At 61.1% G+C, this 15,090-nt stretch carries 15 protein-coding genes; 13 read left to right on the plus strand and 2 right to left on the minus strand.

All coding sequences use genetic code 11. The features are described from left to right. Nucleotides 1-2 precede the first annotated feature (2 nt). The 13 genes from ACODTZ_RS04585 to ACODTZ_RS04645 all read left to right on the plus strand — a co-directional run bounded on the left by ACODTZ_RS04585 (nucleotide 3) and on the right by ACODTZ_RS04645 (nucleotide 12,997). Nucleotides 3-863 carry an urea carboxylase-associated family protein gene (locus tag ACODTZ_RS04585; RefSeq protein WP_209235185.1) on the plus strand — a complete coding sequence of 287 codons (861 nt, stop codon included), beginning with the start codon at nucleotides 3-5 and terminating at the stop codon, nucleotides 861-863. A gap of 198 nt (nucleotides 864-1,061) precedes the next feature. Further along, nucleotides 1,062-1,958: a LysR family transcriptional regulator gene (locus ACODTZ_RS04590; RefSeq protein WP_112982424.1), complete on the plus strand. Its 897-nt coding sequence runs from the start codon at nucleotides 1,062-1,064 to the stop codon at nucleotides 1,956-1,958. 159 nt (nucleotides 1,959-2,117) lie between these two features. Then, nucleotides 2,118-2,597, plus strand: coding sequence for a formate dehydrogenase subunit gamma (locus ACODTZ_RS04595; RefSeq protein ID WP_489024066.1), 480 nt, complete (start codon nucleotides 2,118-2,120; stop codon nucleotides 2,595-2,597). Next, entirely contained in the window at nucleotides 2,594-4,150 is a 1,557-nt protein-coding gene (locus ACODTZ_RS04600) for a formate dehydrogenase beta subunit (protein ID WP_489024068.1), read from the plus strand. The genes ACODTZ_RS04595 and ACODTZ_RS04600 overlap by 4 nt, the downstream gene beginning before the upstream one ends. A gap of 264 nt (nucleotides 4,151-4,414) precedes the next feature. Further along, on the plus strand, nucleotides 4,415-7,294 hold the full coding sequence (fdhF, locus tag ACODTZ_RS04605; protein WP_489024070.1) for a formate dehydrogenase subunit alpha: 2,880 nt from the start codon (nucleotides 4,415-4,417) through the stop codon (nucleotides 7,292-7,294). Nucleotides 7,295-7,297: 3 nt separating this feature from the next. After that, nucleotides 7,298-7,543: a formate dehydrogenase subunit delta gene (locus ACODTZ_RS04610; RefSeq protein WP_112982420.1), complete on the plus strand. Its 246-nt coding sequence runs from the start codon at nucleotides 7,298-7,300 to the stop codon at nucleotides 7,541-7,543. 229 nt (nucleotides 7,544-7,772) lie between these two features. After that, complete coding sequence (locus ACODTZ_RS04615; protein WP_489024072.1) at nucleotides 7,773-9,950, plus strand: Ig-like domain-containing domain; 2,178 nt, start codon at nucleotides 7,773-7,775, stop codon at nucleotides 9,948-9,950. 202 nt (nucleotides 9,951-10,152) lie between these two features. After that, entirely contained in the window at nucleotides 10,153-10,551 is a 399-nt protein-coding gene (locus ACODTZ_RS04620; protein WP_037183745.1) for a DUF1236 domain-containing protein, read from the plus strand. Between the two features lie 110 nt (nucleotides 10,552-10,661). After that, nucleotides 10,662-11,258 (plus strand): BA14K family protein, encoded by a 597-nt coding sequence (locus ACODTZ_RS04625; protein ID WP_162724877.1) that lies wholly within the window; start codon nucleotides 10,662-10,664, stop codon nucleotides 11,256-11,258. 92 nt (nucleotides 11,259-11,350) lie between these two features. Then, the gene (locus ACODTZ_RS04630) at nucleotides 11,351-11,656 is read left to right on the plus strand and encodes a hypothetical protein (RefSeq protein ID WP_052213778.1); all 306 of its coding nucleotides are present in this window, start codon (nucleotides 11,351-11,353) and stop codon (nucleotides 11,654-11,656) included. 8 nt (nucleotides 11,657-11,664) lie between these two features. Then, the gene (locus ACODTZ_RS04635) at nucleotides 11,665-12,075 is read left to right on the plus strand and encodes a response regulator (RefSeq protein WP_489024074.1); all 411 of its coding nucleotides are present in this window, start codon (nucleotides 11,665-11,667) and stop codon (nucleotides 12,073-12,075) included. A gap of 12 nt (nucleotides 12,076-12,087) precedes the next feature. Next, complete coding sequence (locus ACODTZ_RS04640; RefSeq protein ID WP_489024076.1) at nucleotides 12,088-12,375, plus strand: hypothetical protein; 288 nt, start codon at nucleotides 12,088-12,090, stop codon at nucleotides 12,373-12,375. 79 nt (nucleotides 12,376-12,454) lie between these two features. Next, the gene (locus tag ACODTZ_RS04645; protein WP_112982890.1) at nucleotides 12,455-12,997 is read left to right on the plus strand and encodes a hypothetical protein; all 543 of its coding nucleotides are present in this window, start codon (nucleotides 12,455-12,457) and stop codon (nucleotides 12,995-12,997) included. A gap of 3 nt (nucleotides 12,998-13,000) precedes the next feature. Here ACODTZ_RS04645 and ACODTZ_RS04650 read toward each other — a convergent pair whose 3' ends face one another. Together ACODTZ_RS04650 and ACODTZ_RS04655 are read right to left on the minus strand one after the other, a co-directional pair. Continuing rightward, complete coding sequence (locus ACODTZ_RS04650) at nucleotides 13,001-13,621, minus strand: response regulator transcription factor (RefSeq protein WP_112982887.1); 621 nt, start codon at nucleotides 13,619-13,621, stop codon at nucleotides 13,001-13,003. Then, a complete protein-coding gene (locus tag ACODTZ_RS04655) occupies nucleotides 13,618-15,012 on the minus strand; it encodes a sensor histidine kinase (RefSeq protein WP_489024796.1) in 1,395 nt (464 codons plus the stop codon). Before ACODTZ_RS04655 ends, ACODTZ_RS04650 begins: the two co-directional genes overlap by 4 nt. Between the last annotated feature and the right edge of the window lie 78 nt (nucleotides 15,013-15,090).

The following is a 15,090-nucleotide window of genomic DNA, read 5'->3' on the forward strand; positions in this document are numbered from 1 at the left end:
GGATGAAGCCCCAGCCGATTACCAGCGCACCGGAAGACGCAGCGAGCCGCAAGGCAATCAAGCCGGTCATCTGTTATCCCGTCGAAACACTGCCGCGGCCGGACCTTGCGGCATACCGCGCCTTGCGCGACGATCTGGAATTCGTCGAGCGCGTGGTCGTGCCGCCGCGTGATGCGGCCTGCTGGACCGTGCCGGCCGGCCATTTTTGCCGCATCCTCTCCAGCGAGGGTTCGCAGGTGGGCGATCTGAACCTCTTCAATGCCAACAATCTCGAGGAACGCCTCTTCACCGGCAAGACCCGGGCGCTCAACGGCACGCATGTCGGCCTCGGCGACCAGCTCTTCTCCAACATGCCCTATCTGCGCCCGATCGCGACAATCACCCACGACACGCTCGACTGGTATGGCTTCGACGAATTCGGCGGCTCGGTGCACGACGTCATCGGCACGCGCTGCGATCCCTATACGCACAATCTGCTCAGCAATGGCGGCCAGTATCACCACTGCTGCCACTCCAACCTGACGCGCGCCTTCGCCGCGAAGACCGGCAAGTCGCTGCAGGAAGCCGGCACCTATATTCATGACGTGCTCAACGTATTCATGTGCACCGGCTTCACGCGCGATACCGGCCAGTATTTCATGAAGGCAAGCCCGGTCCGCCCCGGTGATTATCTCGAATTCTTCGCCGAGATCGATCTCCTCGGCTGCATGTCGGCCTGCCCCGGCGGCGATTGCTCCTCCGAGCACTCCTCGGATTCCGTCGCTTGCTATCCGCTGGTGGTCGAGATCTACAAGCCGGCACATCCGCCGGAAGGCTGGAGCGCGCCCGCGGTTAACGGCTACGACGGCACGCACGGGCTCTGACTCCTTCAGGTCGCAACCAAATCGAGCTCTCGTGACAAATTCACGGGAGCTCTCTCGCTTTTGGGGACCAGATTCATCGGCATGACCGTTGGGCCGCGAGCCTCAAGCCGCACCGGCTTACGGCACGTATCGCGGCTGCCGCTCGGCTCTTCACATTCGCCACGATGGCGGTAAGGTGGCGCCCGGCAGGGAGGCCGCATGATCGACAAACTGGAATTCTTCATCGCGCTTGCCAATGAAAAGCACTTCGGCCGTGCCGCCGAGGAATGTGGCGTTTCCCAGCCCAGCCTTTCCGCCGCCATCCGTCAGCTCGAAGACCAACTTGGCGTCATCCTCGTACAACGCGGCTCGCGTTTCCAGGGGCTGACGCCTGAAGGGCAGCGCGTGCTGGAATGGGCGCGCCGGATCGTCGGCGACGCCCGCACCATGCGCCAGGAAATGCGCGCCGCCCGATCGGGCCTCGCGGGCCATATCAGGATCGCTGCTATCCCAACCGCGCTCTCCATGCTGCCACAGCTGACCGCGCCCTTTCAGGAGCGCCATCCCGACGTCACCTTCTCGATCGTCTCGCGCAATTCGCTGCAAGTGCTTAGCATGCTTGAGAATCTCGAGATCGACGCGGGCATAACCTATCTTGAAAACGAGCCGCTCGGCCGCGTGACCAGCGTTCCTCTCTATGCCGAACAGTATAATCTCATCACGGCGGCCGGCAGCCCATTGTCCGATCGCGAAAGCGTTACCTGGAAAGAGGTCGGCGATATCAGGCTCTGTCTATTGACGGCCGACATGCAGAACCGACGTATTATCAATCAGTTGTTGTCAGAAGCTGGAGTGACGGCGCAGCCCACGCTCGAATCCAATTCGATGATAGTGCTGTTCTCGCATGTCCGCACCGGCCGCTGGGCGAGCATCATGCCGCGCAATGTCGCGAAATCGTTCGGCTTTCCGGCCGAAATCCGGATGATCCCGATTGTCGAGCCGCAGGCGCATCATGTCGTTGGCTTGGTCGCGACCCACCGTGAGCCCTTCACGCCGTTGGTGTCCGCGTTGCTGCACGAAGCGCGCATCCTCGTGGACAAGCCGGACCTTCAATAGGAAATTCCTATCGACTGACGAGACAGCTTTATTGATCGCTTCGTCCTTCCCTGAGAAAGTTCTATAATGATTTGACGGTCCCGTATCGTCGGCCAACGGCTTCTGGAGGAGGCTTGCCGAACGTCCGTGAGCGTCGCTGCTGGTCTGGGAGGGCCGCTGATGAATATTCGTGTCGCCAACGGCGATATTTCCGACCAGGTACGCGACATCGTCGATCGTCTGAAGACGCTCGAAGGGCCGATGCTGCCGATCCTCCACGAGATCCAGGACGTGTTTGGCTATGTGCCGCAGGAGGCGCTTCCCGTCATCGCGCTTGGGCTCAACCTGTCGCGCGCGGAAGTGCACGGCGTCGTCACCTTCTATCACGACTATCGCAACCACCCGGCCGGCCGCCATGTGCTGAAGCTCTGTCGCGCCGAATCCTGTCAGTCGATGGGGGGCGACCGTCTGGCCGAGCGGGTGAAGGCGATGCTGGGCATCGATTGGCACGGCACGACGCCCGACGGGGCGATCACGCTGGAACCGGTCTTCTGTCTCGGGCTCTGTTCGTGCTCTCCATCAGCGATGCTTGATGGAGAGGTTCATGGCAGGGTCGATGTCGCCGATCTCGAAGAGCTGATCACGGAGGCACGCCGATGAATGTTCGGATCTATATTCCGCGCGATGCGGCCGCATTGGCGCTGGGTGCCGACAAGGTCGCGGCTGCTGTTGCCAGGGAGATCGCTGATCGCGGTATCGACGCGGTGATCGTGCGCAACGGCTCGCGCGGCATGCACTGGCTGGAGCCGTTGGTCGAGGTCGAGGTGGCCGGCAAGCGGATCGGCTACGGCCCCGTCAAAGCGCGGGATGTCGCGGAGTTGTTCGATGCCGGGCTGATGTCGGGCGGCGATCACCGGCTCTGTATTGGCGCGGTCGAGGAGATCGCGTTTCTCAAACGACAGACTCGATTGACCTTCGCCCGTTGCGGCGTGATCGATCCGCTGTCGCTTGCCGACTATGAAGCGCATGGCGGCTTGGCTGGCCTACGGCGCGCTGTTTCCATGCAGCCGGCCGATATCGTCAAGGACGTGACCGATTCCGGTCTGCGCGGCCGCGGCGGTGCGGGTTTCCCGACCGGCATCAAGTGGAAGACGGTGCTCGATGCGCCGGGTGCGCGCAAATACATCGTCTGCAATGCTGACGAAGGCGACAGCGGCACCTTTGCTGACCGGATGATCATGGAAGGCGATCCCTTTGTGCTGATCGAAGGTATGGCGATTGCGGGGCTCGCGACCAGAGCCACCAAGGGCTTCGTCTATATCCGCTCGGAATATCCGCATGCGATCGCCGCTATGACCGAGGCGGTCGAGATCGCGGGACGCGCCGGCGTGCTCGGACCGTCGGTGCTCGGCTCGGGCAAGGCGTTTGACATCGAAATCCGCACCGGTGCCGGCGCCTATGTCTGCGGCGAGGAAACGGCGTTGTTGAACAGCCTTGAGGGCAAGCGCGGAATCGTACGCGCCAAGCCACCGCTGCCGGCGCACAAGGGCCTGTTCGACTGTCCCACCGTCATCAACAATGTGATCTCGCTCGCCTCCGTCCCTGTCATCATGGACAAAGGCGCTGCCTATTATCGCGATTTCGGTATGGGCCGCTCGCGTGGAACGATCCCGCTGCAGATCGCCGGCAATGTGAAGCATCCCGCTCTCTATGAGGTCGCCTTCGGGCTGACGCTTGGCGAGATCGTCGACGAGATCGCCGGTGGCACGGCCTCGGGGCGACCGGTCAAGGCAGTACAGGTGGGCGGGCCGTTGGGGGCCTATTTTCCGCGCGCGCTGTTCGATACGCCGTTCGACTATGAGGCGTTCGCAGCCAAGGACGGGCTGATCGGCCATGCCGGGATCGTCGTCTTCGACGACAGCGCCGACATGCTGAAGCAGGCGCGGTTCGCGATGGAGTTCTGCGCGGTGGAAAGCTGCGGCAAGTGTACGCCCTGCCGTATCGGTTCGACGCGCGGGGTGGAAACGGCAGACAAAATCGCCAGCGGTATCGAGCCGGAGAAGAACCGAGCGCTGCTTGCAGATCTCTGCAACACGATGAAGTTCGGCTCGCTCTGCGCGCTGGGTGGGTTCACGCCTTATCCCGTGCTGAGCGCGATGACGCATTTTCCTGACGATTTCGCGCCGGGGCCGATGGTGGAGGCTGCGGAATGATGAGGGTTCTGGATGCGCGCGTCATGAGCGCTGCGGCTTGTGATACCCCCCTCTGCCCTGCCGGGCATCTCCCCCACAGGTGGGGAGATCGACCCGTGGCCTGTGCAGAGCCAAACAATGAAAGTGGAGCGAGCGGCCGCTTCCAGCCAATCTCCCTCCTTGTGGGAGAGATGTCCGGCAGGACAGAGGGGGGTGGCGGCTGGCGCCGAGATCTAAACCCGATCGCATCAAGCAGCACATATCGCTCCAGACAGGAGGCACACCATGTCCCTCGTTCATGAAATCGACTACGGCACGCCGGCCTCCACCTCCGAGACCATGGTGACGCTCACCATCGACGGCAACCAGGTGACCGTGCCAGAGGGCACGTCAATCATGCGCGCATCTATGGATGCCGGCATCGAGATCCCGAAGCTCTGCGCCACCGACATGATCGACGCCTTCGGCTCCTGCCGGCTCTGTCTTGTCGAGATCCAGGGACGCAACGGCCTGCCCGCGTCCTGCACCACGCCGGTTGCGGCCGGCATGGTGGTGTCGACGCAGACGAACCGACTCAAGGACGTCCGTCGCGGGGTGATGGAGCTCTATATCTCCGACCATCCGCTCGACTGTCTGACCTGCGCGGCCAATGGCGATTGCGAGCTGCAGGACATGGCGGGCGCCGTCGGCCTGCGCGATGTGCGCTACGGCTATGACGGCGACAACCATGTCAAGGCGCGCGACAATGGCGAGCTCAATGCCAAATGGGCGCCGAAGGATGAGAGTAATCCCTATTTCACCTTCGATCCGGCCAAATGCATCGTCTGTTCCCGCTGCGTGCGCGCCTGCGAGGAGGTCCAGGGCACATTTGCGCTGACCATCGAGGGCCGTGGCTTTGATTCCCGAGTCTCGGCCGGCATGCATGAGGATTTCGTCTCGTCGGAGTGTGTTTCCTGCGGCGCCTGCGTGCAGGCCTGCCCGACGGCGACGCTGACCGAGAAGTCGGTTATCGAAATTGGCCAGCCGGAGCATTCGGTCGTGACCACCTGCGCCTATTGCGGCGTCGGCTGTTCGTTCAAGGCGGAGATGCGCGGCGAGGAGCTGGTGCGCATGGTGCCGTGGAAGGACGGGCAGGCGAACCGCGGGCATTCCTGCGTCAAGGGCCGCTTCGCCTACGGCTATTCCAGCCACAAGGACCGCATTCTCAACCCGATGGTGCGCGAGAAGATCACCGATCCCTGGCGCGAGGTGACCTGGGAGGAGGCCTTCGCGCATGTGGCCAGCGAGTTCCGGCGTATCCAGTACCAGTATGGGCGCGATTCGATCGGCGGCATCACATCCTCTCGCTGCACCAACGAGGAGACCTATCTGGTGCAGAAGCTGGTGCGCGCCGGCTTCCGCAACAACAATGTCGACACCTGCGCCCGCGTCTGCCATTCGCCGACAGGCTATGGCCTAGGCCAGGCCTTCGGCACCTCGGCGGGCACGCAGAATTTCGACAGCGTTGAAAAGAGCGATGTCGTCGTCATCATCGGCGCCAACCCGACGGACGGGCATCCAGTCTTCGGGTCGCGCCTGAAGAAGCGGCTGCGGCAGGGCGCCAAGCTGATCGTCATCGATCCGCGCCGCACCGATATCGTTCGCTCTCCACATGTCGAGGCGGCTTATCATCTGCCGCTGAAGCCGGGCACCAACGTCGCGGTCATGACCTCGCTGGCGCATGTGATCGTCACCGAGGGCCTGTTTGACGAGCGCTTCATCCGCGAGCGCTGCGACTGGTCGGAATTCGAGGACTGGGCGGCCTTCGTCGCCGAGCCGCACCATAGCCCGGAAGCGACCGAGGCACTGACCGGGGTGCCGGCCGATATGCTGCGCGGTGCGGCCCGTCTTTACGCCACCGGCGGCAACGGCGCGATCTATTACGGGCTCGGCGTCACCGAGCACAGCCAAGGCTCGACAACGGTCATGGCAATCGCCAACCTCGCGATGGTAACCGGCAACATCGGCCGTCCCGGCGTCGGCGTGAACCCGTTGCGCGGCCAGAACAACGTGCAAGGCTCCTGCGACATGGGCTCCTTCCCCCACGAATTGCCGGGCTATCGCCACGTCTCCGACGACGCGACGCGCGATATCTTCGAGAAGCTCTGGGGCGTGAAGATCAGCGACGAGCCGGGCTTGCGCATTCCCAACATGCTGGATGCCGCCGTCGATGGTTCCTTCAAGGGGCTCTATGTTCAGGGTGAGGATATCCTGCAGTCCGATCCTGATACCAAGCATGTGGCGGCGGGGCTGGCGGCTATGGAGTGCGTGGTCGTCCACGATCTCTTCCTGAACGAGACTGCAAACTACGCGCATGTCTTCCTGCCAGGCTCAAGCTTCCTGGAAAAGGACGGAACCTTCACCAATGCCGAGCGGCGCATTAACCGCGTGCGCAAGGTGATGAGCCCGAAGAACGGCTATGCCGACTGGGAAGTGACGCAGAAGCTGGCGCAGGCGATGGGCCTTGCCTGGAATTACCAGCATCCGTCCGAGATCATGGACGAGATTGCAGTGACGACGCCGAGCTTCGCCATGGTCTCCTACGACTATCTGGAAAAGATGGGCTCCGTGCAGTGGCCGTGCAACGAGGCGCATCCCGAGGGATCGCCGATCATGCATGCCGATGGCTTCGTGCGCGGCAAGGGCAAATTCATCCGCACCGAATACATCGCCACCGACGAGCGCACCGGTCCGCGCTTCCCGCTGCTTTTGACGACGGGGCGCATTCTCAGCCAGTATAATGTCGGGGCGCAGACGCGGCGCACGGAGAATGTGGTCTGGCACGCCGAGGACCGGCTGGAAGTTCATCCGCATGATGCCGAACAGCGCGGCATTCGCGATGGAGACTGGGTGAAGCTGATGAGCCGATCGGGCGATACGACGCTGCGCGCGTTGATCACCGATCGCGTCTCGCCGGGTGTGGTCTATACGACCTTCCACCATCCGGACACGCAGGCCAACGTCATCACCACCGACTTCTCCGACTGGGCGACCAATTGTCCCGAGTACAAGGTGACCGCGGTCCAGGTCTCGCCGTCCAACGGGCCGACAGACTGGCAGGTCGAGTATGACGAGCAGGCGCGGCAGAGCAGACGGATCTCGGGCAAGCTCGAAGCGGCGGAGTAGACGATGTCACACGGCACACACGACAAGCTTGTCTATATGGCCAACCAGATCGCGGGCTTCTTCGCGACGCAACCCGAAGCCGAGGCCGCGCAGGGCGTGGCCTCGCATATCAACAAGTTCTGGGAGCCGCGCATGCGCAGGCAACTGTTCGAGATACTGGAGCAGGATGCAAACGGGCTGAGCCCCTTGGTGTTGCAAGCAATGCCTTCAATCAGAAGGCCGTCGACGGCTGCAACTGACATCATCTAAAAGTCGTATTATTCTACCTGATAAGTGCATATTTTATTACCATCTTCCTCAAGATATCTCTCGATCAGAGTGTCTCCTAAGAAGGCCAGCAGGTTCACCAACGGCCACCTTCGGGTATGCGACACTCCGACAGAAAGCTTCGGCGGCCATGTAGCCGCCGTTACCGGCCTTCCAACGGATCGGTGCCTTTCTGTGAGCAAGCCGCAATATCTCGAGGAAACTACAAGCCGTGAAAAAAATCATTGGAACTGTCGCCTTCTGCCTGATCGCAGCAGTCATTGCCGAAGGCGTATCCACGGTATCGAAAGATGCGACGAAGATTGTCTCCACCTTTCCCATGCCGGGTTCCGTCAATGTACCGGGCGTCCGTGTTCAGATCGCCTTCGACCAGCCGATCGACCCGACGGCAATGGATCTCAAGGTATCGGCCACCAGGCCGGACGGATCAAAGCTCGATATCTCCGGCGCTGTCGAGGTCAACGGACTACGAACGGCTGCCATCTTCCGCAGCTACCAGCCACTTCCTGAAGGCGAAATCGAAGTGCGCAGTGCGCTGCGAGATGATGTTGGCCACGATTGGCGATTCACCGTTCTGGACAAGGTACCGCTCTATCTGGGGCGCGACGGCCCTATACTGCTTGTTCTAGGCGAAGGCGCGCCGTTTGGACCCTATCTCTCTGAAATACTGAGGGCGGAAGGCTTCACGAATTTCAAGACGATCACCAGCCCCGAGTTGCAGGCCTCGGCACTTGCCGAACACCGGCTGGTCATCACCGCCGGGACCATAGCAAATACGGCGGTGGCGGCGCTTCGCAGCTGGGTCTCCAGCGGCGGAAACCTGATTGCCGTGCGTCCATCGGGCGAGTTGGCGGATCTTGCCGGCGTGCGATCGGAAGAAGGGGCGATCTCCGCCGGCGATGTCCTGATCGACACGAAACGACCGCCCGGACAGGGACTTGTCGGAGAGCCCATTCAGTTTCACGGCGTAGCGGAACGCTATGTCACCAATGCCGACACGGCGACGCTTGCATCATTTTCAGGTGGCATGGACCAAGCCTCGACGCCGGCGCTAACCCTCAGGTCAGTGGGCAGCGCGGGAGGCGAGGTCGCGGCTTTCGCGTTCGACCTGCCCCAATCCGTTGTCCTGACACGACAAGGCAATCCCGAATGGGCAGGCCAGGATCGCGATGGCCTTGCGCCCATACGACCGAACGATCTCTTTTTCGGCGCGGCCAGCGCCGACCCGCAGCCCGACTTCGTCGATCTCGCTCGCGTGCATATTCCCCAGGCTGATGAGCAGATGCGTCTTCTCACAAACCTCATCCAGCATGTTCAGAGGGACGACGCACCCATCCCCCGCTTCTGGTATTTTCCAAACCGGGCCAAGGCGGTCCTTGTCATGGCTGCAGACGATCACGGCACGAAACGCGGGACAAGAGATTCCTTCAACCGGATGCTGACTCTGGACGCCGAAAACTGCGACGCCAGGAAATGGGAGTGCGCCCGCGCAACGTCATGGCTCTATCCCGATTCAGGCCTGACTGCGCGGGAGGCCGCTGATTATGTCTCCAGTGGTTTTGATCTCGGCTCCCATGCCAGCACGTTCTGCCAGAACTGGTCCAAGGCGTCGCTGGACCAGGCTTTTGCGACCGATATCTTACGCTTTCGGGCCGCCTATCCCGATGTCCCAGTGCAGGAAGCAAGCCGCCTTCATTGTATCGTGTGGAGCGATTTCACCTCGCAGGCCAAGATCGGTCGTGACTGGGGGATCCGCTTCGACATGAACTACTACTACTGGCCAAGGACCTGGTTGAAGGGTCGCGCCGGCTTCATGACGGGTTCCGGAATTCCCATGAGATTCAGTTCTGCCTCAGGCGAATTGATCAACGTCTACCAGCAAGAAACGCATCTTGTGGATGAGATTTTCAACGACGAGCGCGAGGCCGTCGAGCGCCTCGTCCAGCGTGCTTTGGGACCGGAAGAGTTCTTCGGCGCCTTTGGGACGCATTACGATTTTCACAATGATTTCGACAAGTTCCTCATGGATCTTGGACAGAAATACGAGATCCCCATGGTGTCGGCGCGACAGATGCTGGATTGGCTGGACGGCAGATCGCGGACGGATATTCTCGAGCAGCGATGGGATGGCGAAAGCCTGACGTTCACCATCGCAGGCGATCTCCGCACCCATGGCATGTTGACCGCTATGCTCCCTTCCTCGACAGCGGGAGGGAGGCTTTCTGAGCTTGCGCGGGATGGTATCCCAATCCCCATGGAAACCGCAAGGATCAAGGGCGTGGACTACATTCTCTTCCCTGGTCTCGACGGCAATTACCGTGCGACTTTCACCAACAAGGTGGCAGACAACCTCACGCCCGAGACGCGTGTCGAACGCCTTGCCAGATAGCAAGATCAACTCTCCGGCGGTCATAGGTCCGTCGGAGAATTTACCGGACGCGACCGAGCGCCTTAATCGGTATCAAGGCGCTTCAACGCCACATCAGACCAAGGTCTGAGGCGTCTCCGACTGAGGTCCGACCCCGGAACCTGTAGTAATTACAGCCGTTTGTCTCCCAGCGACAGAGCGTCGCAAAGAAGAGGAGATGAACATGTCTTTCAAACTTACCGCGACTGCGATCGCAGCCATCACCCTCATGTCCGGCGTTGCCATGGCGCAGTCGGGCACCGTTAATGGCGCGGCAGGCGGAGCCGTTACCGGCGCTATCGTTGGTGGTCCCGTCGGTGCGGCTGTTGGCGGCGTCACGGGCGCCGTGGTCGGCACCATCATCGATCCGCCGCCGGCAAAGGTCGTCACCTATGTTCGCGAAGCGCCGGCTCCCGCAGCGCCTGTCGTGGTGCAGGAAAAAGTCGTCGTCGGTCATGCCTTGCCAGAGACTGTCGTGGTCACACCAGTTCCCGAAAATCCGAAGTATGGCTACGCGATCGTCAACAACGAACGGGTCATCATCGAACCTTCGTCCCGCAAGGTGATCCAGGTCATCAATTGATCGGGCTTGGTTGGGCGGCGTGGCGCATGCCGTACCGCCCGGCCTGATTGATCCGGCGCCGCCGATGGCGGTGGCGGGCGAACATCCTCACACAACAACGGATGACGACAATGAACGGGCTCGCAAGCGTTGCGTTTGGAATAGCCACGGTTGTGGGCACGGTTACGGTCGCAGCGGCCATGGCCTCGATCGGCATGGCGGAGAACACGGAGCAAGGCTTGCGCGGTCTGAGTGATACCGATCTCTGGACGACGGAACCCACACGTGTCGATCCCGCGTTTCAAACCTATGAGCGGTTGCCTCCCGCACTTTCCACATATGCGATGGCTGACAGCCGGAGGGTTGCCGCCAAGCGACCGGCCGCGGCCGCGCCTGTGGTCGCCGATATCCCACCGCCATCGGTCGAAATGTCGGCCGAACATCTGAATTGGTGCGCGTCGCACTACCGGTCGTTTGATCCAGCGACGAACACCTATCGTTCATTCCAGGGCCAAGTTCGCGTCTGCCAACCCTCATCGGAGAAGAGCGTGGACGCCATGGCGTCCACGTCATCAACTGCCGCCGACCCATTGGCAAACGCGGCGATCTGGTGCGCCAATCGCTACAAATCCTACCGTGCGGAAGACAACACCTATCAGCCCTACGATGGCCCCCGCATGAAGTGCACGCCGCCGGCTGAAGCCCAGACGGTCGCTGCAAACGAATAGTCGACCCATCTGGGACCAAAGCCCGTGTTGTCGGCTAGTTCGTCGTGGTTAGCTTCATCGATACGACAGGAGGGCGGGTTATGCCGTCAAGAATGACAGCTGAGATCCGGCAAGCCCGCAACGGCTTGCAGTGGATGGGTCACGATGAGCGCATCGAACTGGTGTCTCGCATTCTGTCCGAGTTGCGCGATATCAGAAAGGACGTGCTGGGGCGTATCCGAGCGGACAAGTGTATCTGGCTCGACACGCTCATCGCACGAGCGTCTTCGGAGCTTATCCAGATCGCCGCCATGGATGATGTGGAGTTTCAGCTGGTGCTGATTGAGTTCGAGAAGCTCTTGGGAATCTTTGACGCACCGGACCCCGACCTCCGCCACCTGTCGCCGACGATACATTAGGAACGATCATGCGTGTTCTGATTGTCGAGGATGAGCCGGCTTTTGCGTTGATGGTGGAAGACATCGCGATGGCCGAAGGCTTCGAGATCGCGGGGATTGCCCGAAACACGACCGAAGCGATGGAGCTGGCACCGGAGGCTGATATCGCAATCCTGGACGTGCGCCTCGCCGATGGGCTGACAGGGCCGGAGATCGCAAAGCAGCTGGTCGACCATTTCAACGTCGGCATCGTCTATCTGACGGGCAATCCTGATCTTGTTGAAGACCGGGACGGCGTACACGTCGTCGTCAAACCACCGAGCGCCCCAAGTGTTGTCGACGGCCTACGCCAGGCCGCGGCGTGGCGCAGCCGCCGTACGCGGCAACAGAATGCACAAGACGGCGCGGGAGATGCCACGTCCAAACCGCAACAGCACTGACAGGAGCACATCGTGACAAACATTCGAGCCAGGCACGCCGGCGATGCGGTCGCCGAGATCATCTTGGCGGAGCCCGCGTCGTCACGGAGCGGTTCGCCTCGTGCCAACGACATGGCCACCGAACTCGAACGTGGCTTTGACCTGCTGTTCTTCCTCCGGGAAATGGACATTCTGGCCGATGAACTCGCCAAGCTTGCCCCATCGATGGATCGGACCGCGCTTGAGCTTCGCCTGGCGCAGATGCGGCAGGTGGTCGAATTTCGCCACAAACAGCGGACCGATCGCCCAGAGGTCGAATGATCGATGCGAAAGATCGGTGCAGCGGAGATCCATGCGCCGTCATCTGCGTAGACAAGGGCATAAGGCTGAAAAGGGCGCAATCATGCTTTCAAGGCGCTGCCTGCTGAGACTGGGATGCGGGGCCACTGTCGCCATTGTTACCTCCGCGATGCCACTGACGTTGAGCTTCGAGCCGTTTCCGACGCCGACGACGAATGCCGCGGATGCGAAGGACGGCAATAACGGCAACGGCAATGGCGGCGGAAATGGCAACGGCGGCAATAATGGAAACGGTTCCAGCAATGGGAGCGGCAACGGCGCCGGCAATGGAAACAGCTCGGGTAACGCGGGCAACAGCTCCAGCAATGCTGATGGAAATGGAAAAAGCAACGGAGGCGCCGGCGCAAGCGGCAACTCCGCCAAGGCCGGAAGTTCGTCGCCGTCGTCTAACTCCGCATCATCAGCCGCAGGCGTGCAGGCGAGCGAAAGTTCTGACGGAAGTGTCGATGTCCGCCACCGCAACGGCATAACAGAAACGCTGCGTCGCGGCCGCTACATCATGCGGGATTCGAAAGGCCGGACGATCGTGGACAGGCAGGCGACAGCCACCGATGTTCGCCGGCTGAATCGATTTGTCCCATAGGCTCTAACCTCGGCCGCGCCAGCGCAGGGCCGCTTCGGTTCGATTGGAAACGCCCAGTTTCGTCAGGATCTGCGTCATGTGATGCTTGACGGTCTTTTCCTGCAGATCAAGCCGCAGTCCGATATGCTTGTTGGACAGGCCTTCTCCCACCAGATCCATCACCTCGCGTTCGCGCGGCGTCAGGCTGTTCTTGGATGGCTCCTTGTCCAGCGAGACATCCACCACCTTCGCGGACATCGCTGGAGACACATAACGGGTTCCCTTGAGGATGGTCCTGATCGCCTCCGCTAGACCCCTGGAGCCAACACCTTTGAGAACATATCCCATCGCGCCCCTTTGAAGTGCACCCAAGAGCGTGTCGATCTCCTCGGAAGCGGTCAGCATCAGCACCTTCGTCGATGGGCTGTGCTGCAGGATCTCGCCTATTGCACTCAAGCCACCGCCTGGCATCGAGACATCGACCAGCATGACATCGGGATGTTGGTCGGCCGCGATCATTGCCGCGTCGTCGCTGGTGGCACCCTCCCCGACGACGAGGAAGTCCTTGATTTCGGAAAGGCTGCGCGTCACACCTTCGCGAAATAGCGGATGGTCATCCACGATCCCAACAGTAATGGACGTCATCTCTGCTCTCCCGTTTCCATCGGTTCGAAGGTCATGGTCAGGATCGTGCCCTTGTCCCCGGTCTTCACTTCGAACGTTCCGCCAAGACTATCGACCCGCTCGCGGAGCCCGACAAGCCCCAGGCTCGATGGCCTGACATGGTTTGGATCAAAGCCTTCGCCGCGATCACTGACCTCGATCGTAACATGCCCGCGATGAAGGGTGGCCCAAACGGCTTGCTGGATGCCGCCGCCGTGGCGATGGGCGTTGTTCAAGGCCTCCTGAATGAACCGGTAGATACAGATCTTCACCGCCGCCACCGGCTCCGAGCCGTCCTGCTCGATCACCGTGTTGACGGTGGTATCGGTTCTCATTTGATGGGCTTCGGTGACGCGGTTGACGATTTCGGCAAATGAAGCCTTTTCGATCTCCGGAAGCACCAGTCCCTTGCAGATATCCCTGATCTCGGTCATCGCCTCGGCAAGGCTGGAGCGGATCCAGGTGAGCTCCTTCTCACGCTCGTCGGGCTTGGTTTCCGCACTGATCAACAGTTCGCTATCCAGCCGCAGCGAGGCGTATGCAATGTGCTGCGCCGGACCGTCGTGGAGATCGGCGCCGATGCTGCGCAGATAGGTCTCGTTCAAGGATGCGGCACGCTGGGATGCACGCTGTAGCCTGCCCTGCAGCCCCTTGTTTTCGACAAGCAATGCCGAGAGTTCCGCAACGCGTTTGGCGAGATCCCTTTGCTGGTCCTCGATCGTTCGGCTCCCGCGAAAGACCAGTCCTGAGAGAACCGCGAAGAATACAGAGGTCAGACCCGCGACGCCAAACCAGCTCCACAATCTCGCCCGTGTCAGGCTTTCGCCCAGCCCTTCGGCCGTCTCGTAAAATTCGAGAACCGCGACGGCCTGGCCGGACCAAGGCTGGAGAACAGGGTTATAAATCTCCATCAATGGCTTGCCGAGCGAGCGTTCCGTTGTGCTTTCGGGGTCGTCAGCGATCTCATAGCGCGCAACCAGCATTCCTGCGAATGCCTGTCGAAGCTTGTCGTTGACGGTAAACTGCTTTCCGACGAGCGCCTTGTCGTTGGAGTAGAGAATTGTTCCGTCCCCGCGCCACAGCTTGAACGACACCAATCGCTTTCCGAGCGCCCCTTGACCAAGCGTCTCATCTAGCGCCAGCGCGCTCGCCTCATCGAGCGGCGCGGCCTTCTGCATGTCGGGAAGAAGCGGAGCAACGACACTGTCGACATAAAGGGCGGTCGCGGCGCCGGAATTGTGGATCACGGCATCTTCGATGACCTTTGACACCAGATAACCGACGATGAACATGGCCGCCAAGCTGACCAGGCCGCCAACGACGACAAATCGCAGCGCGAGAGAGCGGGCCGTCCAGCGGGAAATCCAGTTCATGATCAACCAGTTGTGAGAAGATCCCGGATACCTATCGCTCATTCAGAACTTTTCCAGGCGCGCAGCAAGCCAAGCGCT

The sequence above is a fragment of the Rhizobium sp. FG113 genome (genome assembly GCF_057809895.1).

Bases quoted from the DNA above. Each gene is read 5' to 3' on its own strand.
- ACODTZ_RS04590 (WP_112982424.1), top strand. From the start codon at position 1,062: ATGATCGACAAACTGGAATTCTTCATCGCGCTTGCCAATGAAAAGCAC.
- ACODTZ_RS04635 (WP_489024074.1), top strand. From the start codon at position 11,665: ATGCGTGTTCTGATTGTCGAGGATGAGCCGGCTTTTGCGTTGATGGTG.
- fdhF (WP_489024070.1), top strand. From the start codon at position 4,415: ATGTCCCTCGTTCATGAAATCGACTACGGCACGCCGGCCTCCACCTCC.
- ACODTZ_RS04620 (WP_037183745.1), top strand. From the start codon at position 10,153: ATGTCTTTCAAACTTACCGCGACTGCGATCGCAGCCATCACCCTCATG.
- ACODTZ_RS04600 (WP_489024068.1), top strand. From the start codon at position 2,594: ATGAATGTTCGGATCTATATTCCGCGCGATGCGGCCGCATTGGCGCTG.
- ACODTZ_RS04595 (WP_489024066.1), top strand. From the start codon at position 2,118: ATGAATATTCGTGTCGCCAACGGCGATATTTCCGACCAGGTACGCGAC.
- ACODTZ_RS04630 (WP_052213778.1), top strand. From the start codon at position 11,351: ATGACAGCTGAGATCCGGCAAGCCCGCAACGGCTTGCAGTGGATGGGT.
- ACODTZ_RS04650 (WP_112982887.1), bottom strand. From the start codon at position 13,621: ATGACGTCCATTACTGTTGGGATCGTGGATGACCATCCGCTATTTCGC.
- ACODTZ_RS04625 (WP_162724877.1), top strand. From the start codon at position 10,662: ATGAACGGGCTCGCAAGCGTTGCGTTTGGAATAGCCACGGTTGTGGGC.
- ACODTZ_RS04610 (WP_112982420.1), top strand. From the start codon at position 7,298: ATGTCACACGGCACACACGACAAGCTTGTCTATATGGCCAACCAGATC.
- ACODTZ_RS04585 (WP_209235185.1), top strand. From the start codon at position 3: ATGAAGCCCCAGCCGATTACCAGCGCACCGGAAGACGCAGCGAGCCGC.
- ACODTZ_RS04655 (WP_489024796.1), bottom strand. From the start codon at position 15,012: ATGAACTGGATTTCCCGCTGGACGGCCCGCTCTCTCGCGCTGCGATTT.